Origin of the sequence: Paenibacillus sp. GCM10027626, from assembly GCF_042676285.1 — a bacterium.
GTDB lineage: Bacteria > Bacillota > Bacilli > Paenibacillales > Paenibacillaceae > Paenibacillus_Z.
This window is the reverse complement of record NZ_JBHTHC010000021.1, coordinates 1-13,952: the sequence shown is the minus strand read 5'-3', so window position 1 is coordinate 13,952 and position 13,952 is coordinate 1. Positions and strand designations below refer to the sequence as shown.

Here is a 13,952-nt window from a genome sequence, read left to right as displayed (position 1 = left end):
TCTTTTTGTTAGAATCCTGGACGATTATCCTTTGACGGAACCAAGCAGTATCCCTTTGGCAAAATGCTTTTGCAGGAACGGGTACACGAGCAGAATCGGAACGGTGCCCACCACGATCGCGGCCATTTTCACCGCTTGCTCGGGAGGCTGCTCGAACAGATGATCCATTTGCGTCGAATCTCCCAAGCTCCCCTGCGACAGCAAGACGATTTGGCGCAGCAATACCTGCAACGGCCATTTTTCGGGACTGTTCACATAAAGCAGCGCAGTGAAGAAATTGTTCCAGTGACCGACCGCGTAAAACATGCCGAATGTAGCCAACACCGGTTTGGACAATGGCAGCACAATTTTCCACAATACGCCTACTTCCGTACAGCCGTCTATTCTCGCCGACTCCTCCAACCCCGGGGGCAGCTCCTGAAAAAAATTTTTCACGATGATCAAATTAAATGCGCTTATCGCGCCCGGCAGCATCAAAGCCCAATAAGTGTCGAGCAGACCCAGGCTTTTTACGATCAGGAAGGTAGGAATGAGCCCGCCGCTAAACAGCATGGAGAAGACAACCAGGTTGAGGATGGTATTCCTGCCATGCAATGTTCTGCGTGCCAACGGGTACGCCATCGTGACGGTAAAGAACAGATTGACCACGGTACCTACTGCCGTCACATAGATCGAAACCATGATGCTGCGGATCAACGTATTCGATGTGAAAATATACTTATACGCATTCAAGGAGTACTCTGTTGGAATCAGAAAAAATCCTCTCGTGCTTAATTCCGCCTCCGTAGCGAAAGAACCGCCAATAATATAAAGAAAGGGGATGATGGAGCAAAGAGCGAACAACACCAGCAAGAGGTAGTTGAACCCGTCGAATATCCTTGCGGATAAAGTGTTAGACCTTTTTCCCATAACGATTATCCTCCATCAATCAATCAATAAATGCCCGTTTGCCCGAATCTCTTTGCCAGGTAATTGCTGGACAATACGAGAATGACGCCTACAATCGATTTAAACAAGCCGACTGCCGTACTGTAGCTGAATGCTCCCCCTCTGATCCCGGTGTCATACACATACGTGTCGAATACATCGGCCACATCGCGATTGAGCGCATTCATCATCAAATAAATGTGCTCGAATCCGTTATCGAGAACATACCCCATCCTGAGAATGAGCAGTATGACTATTGTGCTTCGGATTGCCGGCAGTGTAATATGCCACAGTTGGCGCCATCTTCCCGCTCCGTCGACGATCGCGGCTTCATACTGCTCCAGACTGACTCCCGACAGCGCAGCCAGGATAATAATCGTCCCCCACCCAGCTTCTTTCCATATCGTTTGCAGAATGATCAACGGCCGGAACCAATCGGGGTCGGACATGAAAGCGATCTTCGTGCCCGTATACTGCTGCAACAGCTCGTTGACGATCCCGCCCTCGGTCGTTAAGAATACGTAGGTAATGCTGACCACGATGACCATCGAGATGAAGTGCGGGACGTAAATCAGCGTCTGAATCGTTCGCTTGACGATCGCAATTCTAACCTCGTTGAGCATAAGCGCGATAAAGATAGGGGCAGGGAAATAAAAGATAATATTGTACAATGACAGCAATAACGTATTGCGAAGCAGCTTGATGAAATCGGGATTTTGAAAAAAGATGGTGAAGTGTTCCATTCCGACCCACTTGCTCTGCCAAACCCCTAAAAACGGCTGGTAATTCTGAAACGCAATGAGCACTCCCCACATCGGGATGTACTTGAAAACAAGGAAATACAGAACCCCCGGTAACAGCAGCACATACAACCACTTGTCTTTCTTCACATGACGAAGCCAATTCGTCTCCGTTCGGCTTGCCGGTTTCGCGCTCGATAACATTTTATCCATCGGCATCTCCTTTCGGATGTACCTCCTTTCTGCATGAGGTGTCTTCGCAACTGAATCATAGGGCAGGATCATTTTGCAGGCAATTATACATTTTGGATGGAACAGCACCGGCCGCGACAGCGCTTGTTTTGCACTTTTTTACCCGGATTAGACTTTCTCGCCGCATGCGAAAAAAGGCCCTCAAACGCCTAAATAACAGACGTTCTGGGCAACAATGGATCGAACGGCGTACTGCTCATACGGTTGCATCACGGCTTTTATCCCGATACCGGCCTGGCGTAATGCCTTCCTGCTTCTTAAAAATACGGTTGAAATACGTCTGCTGGTACCCTACCGCTTCCGCGATGTCATTCATCTTCATGTCCGTTTCCCGCAGCAACTCCTTCGCCTTGTTCAATCGCAAGTCCGTCACATAATCAATAAAATTGATCCCTGTTACTTGCTTGAACGATTTGCTCAAGGTGAACGGATTCGTCCCTAATTGGTCCGCGCAGCTATCCAGTGAAATATCCTTCGTATAGTTCGTTTCCATATAGCGGATCGCTTGTTCGATAATCTTCTGCACCTGGGAATTCGATCGCTCTGCCATCGCCTCGATAAACGGATTGGCCACTTTCGTGCAGATAAGCTGAATGATCTGCTCCCGCTCCCGGGTTTGCAGCAGGCTGTCGAATACGTTAGCACCCTCTAACGGCGTTTTCAAACGAATCCCCGATAACATAATCATATGCTGCATACTACCGACCAGAAGAAGCAGACTTTGCTTCACAATCGCTTCTTTGTTCCCTCCGTCCGCCACTTCGTTCAGAAACTGCACGAGCAGACGCTCGACATCGTTCTGCTGCCCCATTCGCATCGCTTGTACGATGTCCCGTTCCAGCGCGAACGGGTATTGGAAGGCGCCGGGTTCAAGCGCAGCATCAGGCTGCTCCATGTCGATGATCTGATTGGCGTCTTTCATTATGCGAGCCCACGAAACCTGGCTGGCCTCTTCGAATATAGCCGGGATATTCCGCACCACATCCGTCGGCTTGCCAATCGTAATCGTCACGCGGACGTAAAGGATCTGATTGATCGTTTGTGTCAGCTCCTTGCTCATCGCAAGCAGTTCCATCCTCGCTAAAGCCGCATCGGAGGCGAATACGAGCAGGCCAATCGACGAATCATGAAAGTTAATGACGCTGAATTCCTTGAAGCGCGATGCCGCCAGTTCCTGGATGATATTGGCCGCCGCGAACGTGGCGAGTCCTCTGTCATCATGAGTAAATCGCCCATCCGATTGTGAAAATCCGGTTAATTGCACATTGGTTACGATAAATTGCCGGCCGTCGGTTTCCCAGCCGTACTGCTTCATGCGATTCTTGAGCTCCTGCTCGGAATAACGATTCAAGTATTGATGGAACAGCTGCAGCAGAAAACCCTCTCTAATATGAGGCAGCTGTTCCTGAAGCTTGCTCTGCAGAAGGCTGCTTTCCTGCGATAAATGCCCCCATTGTTTTTCAATAAGCTGGAATTCGTCGAGGTTTCTGTTCAGTCCCCCGGCCTTTCCTCCGGCAAGCACATTCATCAGCCGCTTTACCGGCGAATAGATGCGATTGGAGGCGAACCACGACAGCGCCAATGCCAATGCAAAACCGGAAATACTGAAGAGGAGTATCAGTTGGGATACGAAAATAATCGGCGAGGTGATGGCCGAGACGGGAGTGGCAGAGACATAAGTCCACTCGGTATCGATTCGCGGCAGCTTGCCGACTGAAACCGAATAATCGTCGCCGTTCCATTTGAACGAGAAAGCCCTCTCATCGGCTCCCGCTTGCATGACGGCTTCCTTAATGGCCGCTTCAAATTCGTTCGGTGAAGAAGCTCCACTCTGGACGGCTGCGAAAATTTCATTTTGCCGATTCATCAGAAATGTGGCGCCTTTATCATAGGGATTCAGAACCTTCAACATGTTCTCGACCTTCTCGCGATTCAGCGTGGCGACCAGGATACCGAACGGGTTTTGGTTCATATCCATAATCTTGTGAACCAGCAAGGCGTCATTCGAAGCGGATGGATTGGCGACTTGGGACGAATTCGTCCAGTAAGCCGTTCCCCCTCTGCTCAGCAATTGCTTGAAATACGTAACCTGGCTCTGCTCGTTGGGTGGATTGTATTCCGGGTTGAACCGCACAGGCGACGGCCTGTCAATAAACAGCTCCACCCCTTTGATGAGCGGATGAGAGCCCTGCATCACGAGCAGCGTCTTGTAGATGTCCCTTGTTTCCGCAAAATGATAGACAAAATCAAGCGTTTGCAAGCTTTCGCCAAAACGCGGCTCGAAGGCCCAGTGACTCAAGGTCAATTCCAAATAGTTTAATTGCTCGTCCATATTTCGGGACTGCTCCAAAATTTGTTTCTGATGCGATTCTATCAAAGCGGATTCGATTTTATCGGATACGATCCAGTAAACGCTTCCACCAATCACAAGTCCTGGAATGCTCGCACTGAGCAGAATGAGAACGAGACTTTTTCTGTAAAAGTTTCCTTTGGAATATTGAAAGAATCGGTGCCATTTATTCATCTTTTCTCACCCGTCTTTTTGGTATCGGCAGAAGTAGTATACCCTATAGCCGTTTTTTTGGGTACCGGTACCCGAATAAATTCATGCGCCTGCCAGGTAGTAGTACTTAAATAAATCCAAAGAACTCGTGCATTACCATTTAGACAAATAAATAGACTATGCGATCTTTGCTTTGAAAAATGAAGAGAATGACGAGCATAAAGATAAAAAGCTACATCACGAGGCTGCCGCAGAGATGAAACAGCACCTCGCTCCGAACGGGCAGGATTGTTCAATTGTTTCTCGAATATTTTCTGAGTTGGATAATTTTATAAGTGAATATAACGTTATGTGTAATCAATGTGTGATATTTAATGAAAGCATCTAAAGGAGGCCTGTATGAAGTCAATTATCTATATGGTTAGGCATGGAGAATCACCATACAATGAAGGAAATGAAAGAACAAGAGGGCTTACCCCAAAAGGAAAGATCGATATTGAAAAAGTAACGAAGTTACTTATAGATGAAGGAATAGATATGATTATATCAAGTCCTTATACTCGAGCAATTCTTAGTGTTGAGGGATTGGCCGAGCACTTAAAGTTAGATATTAAAGTATTTGAAGATCTTAGAGAACGTCATTTTGCATCTTATATTATTGAAAATGCAGAGTTAATGTCTAGTATCAGAGAGAGTTTTAATGACCCTAATTATACCTTGCCGGGTGGAGAGTCTAATGCTGATTGTCAGAAAAGAGCAATCTCAGTTCTAAAACCCATATTAAAAGAGCACAGAGGGAAGAAAATAGCAATCGGGACTCATGGTCTTGTAATGACTTTGATGATGAATCATTTTGATTCAGCTTTTGGCTTGGAGTTTTTGAATCAATTAAAGAAACCAGATATCTATAAAATGCAATTCGAGGACTTAGAATTAGAAGAAGTAACAAGAATGTGGAATGATTAGATTTTATAAGGTTTATCGAAGAGGACTGTGACATCACATAACACCATATTAAAGCATTGGGGCTATCGCCCCTCGGTCTGCCCGAGGGATTTCGGAATTAAGCAAACGGGAGACGATAGTTGAATTACCTACATCCAAGCCGCCGAGTTCTTCGACGGCCTTTTGTGCATAATTTATGGTTTGATCATAGCCCATGAATCGGGTAAAAGGTTGGCAATTATGCACCGCGGCGGATTTTTCGCCGATAGCCCCGTTAAGCTGAGCCTTATCATAAGTGACGGCGAAAAAAGTTGGTTGCGGGCATGGTGGGCGTGTTGTAGTTATGTATTAAAGGAATTTTAGAGACTCTGAGGCCTTGTGTTTCAGAGGCTTTTAGTTCTATTCGACTAGAAAATAGTCCGCTGTTTTCCACGGTATGGTATTATGGGTATTAGGTAATGTTTCTGATACAAGGCTATAGCAGAGGTATTCGTGAAGTTCGTGAATAAGACGTTATAGTAACTCAGCGCAAAACGATTACAAAATATTAAATATAAAGCAAAACGGTTATTGGCGGGAGATGAACTATGAAGATTTCTACAAGTAAAAAAAATAATCTTGTGAATTTTTCGAAAACAAACCGTATTTTACTTTTTTGGATTCCTTTAGTGTTCAGTTTCTTAATGATTCTTATAATTAAATTTTCACCGCTTAGTAGATTACATACCTCAGAGATTCCAACACTGGCATGGTTTGATTACGGTGAGCAATTAGGCGATCTTATGTTTAATTTAAGTATCGGATATATTGTCAGTTGTATTTTTTATTATTTTGTTGTTTATATACCCGAACAAAAGAAACGACTTACTATAATGAACATTATACAAATAAAAATTGATTCTATAACTGAAATGATGGTTCAAACATTAAACTACTTCTATTTTAAATATGCCATTCAAACTGCGGATCAAGAAGAAAAAAATAAAGTATTAGGGCAACTAAACGACTTTCCCGACAATTTGATGAATTTTTATTATCAACAAGAACGGGAAGATGGTGTTATTAAATTAAATACTGGTATTTATACTGTTCCGCTAAGATTGGAACATGAACGGATAAGAAACCAATATATAATTGATAAAATACTTCATATGCCTTTAGTGAACAGCATTGAGCCTGAGTTAATCATTTTACTTATACAATTGAGAGATTGCAAATTGTACCAAGACGCCAAACTTTATTACTCTTTACCGGAGAACAAAGATAATGAAACAAAAGTTGTGTCATTTCCAGAGTTCGGTAAGGATCTAAATAATTATTATGATTTGTATAGTGAATTAACAATCTATTCGAATGTAAGACAGCATAATTTTGACCAAACAGCTGAAGATAGCTGGCATGATATTCATATAACAACTGAAGGCATTAAAAGGAAATATAAAACTCATATTTCTAAAGAAAAGATATCTGACTAAAGAAGGTATTTCGAAGAAGGCGCTGACATCCTATAACACCGTATTCACACTGTTCCTTGCGGAGCCTTGACTTGCCCGAGGCTTTTCGACGAAGAGCAGTCAGGCAGATAACCCTGCGAAGCTACCCGGCGCTACACGTCTTAAGCCTCTCGGGCTCGTGGATACAACAGCTTTTCGTTTGGCTCCACCGACTTTCCGCATGAAATAATTTGACATGACTGAATAAAACACCTAAAAAGCAATTTTGTTGCTGCAGATGCAAGGTCACTTGTCAGGATCAGCCATCAATCGTGATCATTAACGAAAATTCGACATTGCGCTGATAGACGCCGGGCGGCGAAGCCACTATTGACGACTCATTTCGACAACAGGTGCAGTGTAGATGGAAATATCATATCCCGCCAGCCGGACGATGCGCTTCACCTGGGCGTCCACATGGGCAGACAGTCCGCGAACGATGCGGCCTTCCATTGTGACCAGAATGACCTGGATCTTTTGATTATTGCTTTCACATGCGTGCCCGGGGAGAGCAGTAACGCAAGCAGCATCTCCGCCGTGGGCTGAAGGTCATTCATACGGTTTGATTCATAACGATTTTCATCCCTACAATTTCCATATAGACGGAAAAGTGATTACGGTCTTTGATTTTGACGACAGCATATATGGTTGGTTTTCGTTGGACATTGCAATCGCGGTAACACATGCTGTTTGGTGGGGGGCAGCAAAGGATGATAGACAATCAAAAAATGAATTCGCGACCAAATTCTTGAACGAATTCCTTGAAGGGTACTTTAAATATAATCACCTAACTTATTATTGGATAAAACAAATTCCATTGTTCATGGATTATAGAAACATATGCTCATTCTTTTGGTGGCTTACCAACTGGGACGGAGATGAGTCCATGTTTAGTGATTTTCAGCGAAGCGCAATCGCATATGCTGTAAAGTTAATCGAAACTGGGCAGTCTTTCGACGGCTGTGAGATAGTTTTAGACTAATGGAACGAGCTGAAAATACTCCATGACAGGTTTGCCGGCAGATCGATTTGCGTGGCCTCCGTTGGGCTAACAGGTACGTTAGTTCAATGCATCATGGAGCGGCTGCACATTTGCAGTTGCTCCATTTTTCATTACGCTAACGGGCAGGATAATGCGAGTAGGTTGTGGAATAAAAATACAAAACGTTGCCGCATAGGAGGTCGTAATATGTCATTTCCAACGCACATCGTAGCCGCAGGAGGATTTGTGGAAGATGAGCAAGGAAATATCCTTTTAGTAAAAACTCGTGACGGTGGTTGGGTTTACCCTGGTGGACAAGTGGAAGTTGGAGAAAATCTGATGGATGCTTTGGTTCGTGAAATCAGAGAGGAAAGCGGAATTGACACCACAGTTAGCTACTTAATTGGTGTTTACTCGAATACAGGGAAATTTAAATGGTATGATGGCGTGACTGATGTTCCTACGCAAGTTATGTTTGATTTTGTATGTAAACCTGTTGGTGGGGAGTTGTTAGCTGTTACTGAAGAAACAACCGATAGCCGCTGGGTGGCGAAAGATAGAGTTCTTGATTTCATTACACATCCAGCTATTCGCATTCGCTATCAGTCTTATTTGCAGTTTAACGGAGCGGTAAAATATATGGAGTATGTAACGCACCCCGAGTTTATAATAAAACACCAAGCATATATATCGAAGTAGATTGTTTCACGTTATTGAACAAACGAGGAAACAAGAGTTCAATGAATAGGGGGCATTTGCTGTGACAGCTGCTCCCTTTTTTTGTTAAGGAGTTGATTAAATGAAGTTTGTTGAAGATAGATTATATGCAGAGCAATTGTTAAATGAAGCGGCAATTTCAAATCCAGGAACATGGGTTCAACACTCAATAAATGTGGCCAGAGCGGCAGAATATATTGCAATCGATTTACTACATGCCATTGACCCCAATATAGCCTATACAAGTGGACTTTTACATGATATCGGCCGGTATATAGGTGTTACCCCATCAGTAATTCATTCACTGGATGGTTATTTATTTATGATTCATAAGGGCTTCGAGGGAACAGCCAATGTTTGCGTTACGCATTCATTTCCATCAACAAATTTAGAGGCAATTAATGGTTGGGGGGAAATCCCTTCACACGTACAAATAGAATTAAGTGAGATTCTAAATCAAATTGAATGGACGATCTATGACAAACTAATTACAATATGTGATGCATTAGCAGATGATAAGGGATTTTCAACAATAGAAAAACGAATTGTTTCGGCTGCCATTAGAAATGGAATCAATTCTAAGTCACCGATTTTATGGAAGGGCTACTTCATTATTAAGCAAGAAATTGAGAAAATAATTCATAAATCAATTTACAGATTGCTTCCTAATATTGAGGAGTCTATATATACGGATATAGCGTTAATAGGAACAGTAAGTCCAACAAATAATCAAACCTAGAAGTGCCGTAAACCTTCATTCAACTACTATGAAAATTAACACTAATTTTCATTCTATGTGGTGCAGCGCTGATTTTGTGCTGCATGGATGGCTAACGGAGACTGAAACTACAAGCAATAGGCTGCCGCGGCGGTCTATACAACAAATATGGAAGAAAATCAAGTCTCTAGAAAAGGGATGGGCATGCTACTCCTACTCATTATCACATATCTGAAAGGGCGTCCGCTGTTATGAAGCTTATAAAGGAGATAGAGGCGCTGGATGTTGGGCACTGATTCCAGCGTGTTTTTTATGTGATATAATAAGTAGAAAGGATGAAGTTGGCAATTAGGAACGGAGGGAAAGCTTGCTTAAGCGGGATAGCGATGTATGGGGAAAGCTGACAGGACCGTACAGTTCTGCAGACAACGTACCTGTGTTATTGCAGCAGCTAATGCAGCAATACAGCCAGGAGATTTTTGATGAACTCTTTCAAGAGTACTTGTACCATCAAAATACGATATATACGGCTACATATGCGGCGATGCCGTTTTTGGCACAAATAGCATGTTCTACATCTGATGCTGAAGTGCGCAAAGAGCTGTTTGTAAATTGCGGTATAATCGAGGCAAGCCGTGATGGGCGCGATGAGGAGCCATTTCCAGAATCTTGGGCTGAACTGGCTGAAGATGTAGGTAGCTCTGTCTGTACTGAATTGTATCGTGAATATTTAGAGGCTATTGGGAATCTCAAGGCGCTTACAAAGGAAGTATTCTCCTATACAGCCCATCATTCCATCGATGAGACGGAGAAACGTTTTATTCTTGTTGCGGATGCCGCTTATCGAGGTTCGTATATGCTTGCCGATATGTTGATGACCTTTATTAACGCTGATGAATATGTGGCCGTGTGTCCGGCCTGCGAAAATGATGTATTCATCTGGCCTCATGAAGATAATTCTGTAGAAATCGAAATACTTCAAGCCTATGAACAAGATCCCGTCTTTCACACTGATCAGGAATCCCATGTGATCGTCCCGGTCACGTCATTTGCAGATGAAGAAATACGAACATTAGCGGAGCGGGCGGAAGCGATCGGGGAGCAAACATTGGTTAGGCATCTGTATTATTTAGCGGGGGAAACATTATGTCCATCCTGCAGTGAGAAAATTTCCGTATGGCCGTCTTTACTTAGCACATTTTCAAAGTAGAGCGCAAGTTAAGGAGACTGCGAAAAAAGAATATTGTTTATGTTAACCAATTGGATTTCTAGGAGCTGTCACGCCGCGACAAGCTCCTTCTTATTTTTCGCCGATAGCCCCGTTGAGGTGAACCGTATCACAAGTAACGGCGAAAATAGGAGGGAGTGTGTACGCCCGCCCTCCTTGCTAGCACTGATTCTTATCAAGTAACTACTTCACCTTATTGTTGCCAAAAAGGCTCAACTAAAACTATGCGGCATAATAAAGTCTGTGTGACAATTAAAGTGAGCGGATTGCCGTACAAGGGTTGCCGACAGCCAAAGTGTTCGGCGGAATATCCTTAGTAACAACACTACCTGCACCGATTACACTATTCGCGCCGATCGTTACGCCTGGTAATATGATGGCTCCAGCACCAATCCAGACATTGTCGCCAATCGTGACAGGAGCTGTGTATTCTAGCCCCGCCAAACGTTGCTCCACATCCATCGCGTGATTTTCCGTTATGATACAAACATTGGGAGCGATAAATACGTTGTCTCCAATCGTAATGAATCCGCTGTCCATAAGTTTGCAGTTGAGGTTAATGAAGCAATTATTGCCCAGCGTGGTATTATACCCATAAGTACAAAAAAGCTGCTGCTCCACAACGCAATTTTCGCCGACCTTACCCAGCAATTCGCGTATAGCGGCACGTCGCAAATCGCGCTCCAGTGGGTGTAGATTGTTGTAGTCGTACAGTTTCTTCACAGTGACATCACGGTCCGCAACAAGCTCTGGGTCATTAGGTTGGTATAACAAGCCAGCATGTGATTTTTCTTTTTCAGTCATTTTAGACACCTCGTAAAATATTTGATTTTCTCTCGATAATTCTGCGCTTTCTCGGCCTAATGTGTCATTTCGTCATACTTAATGCTATAGATACAACTTCTAGATCGCAATCATGAACTTCATATTTTTATGAGTTTTTTGCTAGGAACACAAAAAGACCTCTCTGCTTCATCAGTAGAAGGGTCAATGGCTTGAAAGTATTCCTCAACGTTCTCATCAAAGGTTAGCTCGATGAGCAAAAAGAGTGCATTATTTAGCTTGCTGCTCCAGAGAAACCACGTCCAGTAGCAAATCACCTATTCGCTACCCCTGTACCTATCGCTCAAGGGCATTGAATAACAAATATCCGTGGTTTTGGGAAATACATACGTGGATTGAGCGCTACTTTTTGCCTTAAGGGCTTTCCTTGGGAGTTGGAATGCAGAATTTCCGACTTTGGAGGTAACCAAAGCTCCAAAACTGGAGGTTACATATGGGTTCTATTCTAAAAGTTATAGAAAAGCTAAAGTTGAACGTCTTGAATGTTGAAGATGTTCTAGAGTCATTTAGTTCTGATGTATACAAACTTACTCTTGCTAGCAGAGAAAACGTTTCGGGAACTGGAACGGCAGCTTAAAGAGCCTAAAAACCAAGCGTGGCGAAACTTTATCGGCGTGCCCAACATTGCCAAGGTACCGGTTCACAGTTGTCTAAGCAACTTTCGTGAAAAAGTCAGTGCCGAATTGTTTTACGCGATTCTTTTCGATCTCATCGCCTTAGTGAGATGGATGCAAAAACGGCGGTTTTGAGCTAATTGGATAGTCAAAAAAATCATTTTAGGATGATTTATTACGCTATACTGTTGCAAAATTCAAATTTATGTAGACTTTTCGGCACTTTTCTTTCATTCCTGTTTGTGCCGACTTAGTCGGAATGGAGATTATTATGAAAAGAGTGGGACTTATTACTGTTTATTACAAAAACTATAATTACGGTGGCCAACTTGGAGCTTATGCACTGCAAAAAGCTATAGCAAAGTTAGGATTTCATTGTGAGCAAATTACATTCAAGTGGCTAAACGAATACACCTTACAAGCATATGAAAGTGCTAAAAGTGCTGAACATTTTAGGACTTTTTCCGAAAGCATTCCCCACAGCGAACGCTTATATACAGTATCTGATATTGCAGAATGTGTTGATGATTACGATATTTTTGTTTGCGGTAGCGACCAAATATGGGGTTTACCATGGGTTATTTCCGATGACATTTTACCCTGTATGGCACTTTCTTTTGTTCCAGCATCAAAAACGAAAATTGCATACGCAGCAAGCATGGGAGGAGCAGAAATAGGGCCCGATCGAAAAAATATCCTTGCTCCACACGTTAATTCCTTAGACTTTGTTTCTGTTCGTGAAAAAAGTGCAATCCCTTTTGTGAAAACGATGAAAAATGGAGAGGTTACTCATGTATTGGATCCTGTAATGCTTCTTGATAAATCCGAATGGGATGATATTGCTGCTACTCCGCCAGAAAAAGCTTATATACTCACTTATGATTTACGAGATATTACAGGGGTTCAGGAATATGCTGAAGCACTTTCAAAAAAGTACGGATACGAGATTATATCTCTTGCAACTGCTGGAGCAGCTACGGTTGGTCCGAAGGAATTTGTAGGGTACATAAAACACGCTAAGTATTTTATTACTAGTGCTTTTCATGGGGCTGTTTTTGCCATTTTATATAAGGTTCCATTTTTAGTTTTCCCGGTATCTGATAATCCACAAGACCCCAAATCAATGGATTCAAGACTGATAGCTCTGCTGGATACGTTTGGCTTATCTTCTTGCTATGTTTATGATACAGCAAATATTCCAAATATTGATGATGTTACTTTTCATCATATAGACGAATCAAAAACAAGTGCATTTCGTCATAATTCATTTCAATTTCTTAAAGATGCTTTGGAATCTTAAAATAAACCAAAGCATGTGTGCGCTAGGCGAGGGCATTTTACAAATACGGATGAGTGTTGTCAAACATGAAGGAAGGGTTAAGTTATGAAAGGAATATTTGACGAATTTTGACCTTGATATTCAAAAGACAATGGTTAGTGGCCGTGACAGTGGAGCAGAACATGTATAACAAGGGTATTAATATCCCTTGGTAAGGAATTCGGTGAGTTATTGAGTTCAGGTGTAGCGACTTTAACGCGCGGCGGACTTCTTTCAGAGATATAGCGCTGTTTTTGAGTTCAGTAAGCTTAGATTTCAATTGATGCTTGGTCTCGTCCAGCTCTGCTGTAGCTTGCTTCAAGGATTTTAGTTTTTTAACAAGCTCTACATGCCCAATGCGTTCACCCTCGAATAGCTCATAACAGTATAATGCTACATAGAAACTAGACAGTAAAAAAGGAGTTTCTTAGTTGTATGTCGACCAGCAGACGAAAGTTTACCCCCGAAGAAAAGGCACGTATCGTACTGGAAATTCTGAAGGAAGAAAAGTCGGTTTCGCAGCTCGCAACGGAGCATGGCATTCATACGAATGTCCTCAACCGGTGGAAAGCAGAAGCGGTGCAGAACCTCTCGCAATTGTTCGTCGATGATCGAAAAGGCATCACGAAAATGAAAAACGAGTATGAGCATCAGATCAACGAACTCTACGCC

Annotated in this window: 12 protein-coding genes; 8 read left to right on the top strand and 4 right to left on the bottom strand. The window is 43.0% G+C overall.

All coding sequences use genetic code 11. The features are described 5' to 3' along the window. Positions 1–24: 24 nt before the first annotated feature. From ACFQ0N_RS29625 to ACFQ0N_RS29615, 3 genes are all read right to left on the bottom strand, one after another. Entirely contained in the window at positions 25–909 is an 885-nt protein-coding gene (locus tag ACFQ0N_RS29625; protein ID WP_379333271.1) for a carbohydrate ABC transporter permease, read from the bottom strand. Positions 910–932: 23 nt separating this feature from the next. Further along, complete coding sequence (locus ACFQ0N_RS29620; protein WP_379333487.1) at positions 933–1,871, bottom strand: ABC transporter permease; 939 nt, start codon at positions 1,869–1,871, stop codon at positions 933–935. 244 nt (positions 1,872–2,115) lie between these two features. Next, positions 2,116–4,443 (bottom strand): AraC family transcriptional regulator, encoded by a 2,328-nt coding sequence (locus tag ACFQ0N_RS29615; protein ID WP_379333269.1) that lies wholly within the window; start codon positions 4,441–4,443, stop codon positions 2,116–2,118. 378 nt (positions 4,444–4,821) lie between these two features. Here ACFQ0N_RS29615 and ACFQ0N_RS29610 point away from each other — a divergent pair, with 378 nt between their 5' ends. From ACFQ0N_RS29610 to ACFQ0N_RS29585, 6 genes are all read left to right on the top strand, one after another. After that, complete coding sequence (locus ACFQ0N_RS29610) at positions 4,822–5,388, top strand: histidine phosphatase family protein (protein WP_379333267.1); 567 nt, start codon at positions 4,822–4,824, stop codon at positions 5,386–5,388. 566 nt (positions 5,389–5,954) lie between these two features. Next, positions 5,955–6,842, top strand: a complete 888-nt coding sequence (locus ACFQ0N_RS29605; protein WP_379333265.1) for a hypothetical protein — start codon at positions 5,955–5,957, stop codon at positions 6,840–6,842. Positions 6,843–7,344: 502 nt separating this feature from the next. Beyond that, on the top strand, positions 7,345–7,842 hold the full coding sequence (locus ACFQ0N_RS29600; protein WP_379333263.1) for a phosphotransferase enzyme family protein: 498 nt from the start codon (positions 7,345–7,347) through the stop codon (positions 7,840–7,842). 207 nt (positions 7,843–8,049) lie between these two features. Next, a complete protein-coding gene (locus ACFQ0N_RS29595) occupies positions 8,050–8,541 on the top strand; it encodes an NUDIX hydrolase (RefSeq protein ID WP_379333261.1) in 492 nt (163 codons plus the stop codon). A gap of 100 nt (positions 8,542–8,641) precedes the next feature. Next, positions 8,642–9,298, top strand: coding sequence for an HD domain-containing protein (locus ACFQ0N_RS29590; RefSeq protein WP_379333259.1), 657 nt, complete (start codon positions 8,642–8,644; stop codon positions 9,296–9,298). Positions 9,299–9,713: 415 nt separating this feature from the next. Further along, complete coding sequence (locus ACFQ0N_RS29585; protein WP_379333257.1) at positions 9,714–10,487, top strand: hypothetical protein; 774 nt, start codon at positions 9,714–9,716, stop codon at positions 10,485–10,487. A 270-nt stretch (positions 10,488–10,757) separates the two neighbouring features. Here the strand turns inward: ACFQ0N_RS29585 and ACFQ0N_RS29580 are convergent, their stop codons facing one another. Next, positions 10,758–11,309: a sugar O-acetyltransferase gene (locus ACFQ0N_RS29580; protein ID WP_260064512.1), complete on the bottom strand. Its 552-nt coding sequence runs from the start codon at positions 11,307–11,309 to the stop codon at positions 10,758–10,760. A 924-nt stretch (positions 11,310–12,233) separates the two neighbouring features. On the opposite strand from ACFQ0N_RS29580, the gene ACFQ0N_RS29570 reads away from it, so the two are divergent. Together ACFQ0N_RS29570 and ACFQ0N_RS29565 are read left to right on the top strand one after the other, a co-directional pair. Beyond that, positions 12,234–13,262 (top strand): polysaccharide pyruvyl transferase family protein, encoded by a 1,029-nt coding sequence (locus tag ACFQ0N_RS29570; protein ID WP_379333252.1) that lies wholly within the window; start codon positions 12,234–12,236, stop codon positions 13,260–13,262. Positions 13,263–13,715: 453 nt separating this feature from the next. Then, positions 13,716–13,952: transposase (locus ACFQ0N_RS29565; RefSeq protein WP_379333250.1), on the top strand; the 237-nt coding region annotated here is incomplete at its 3' end.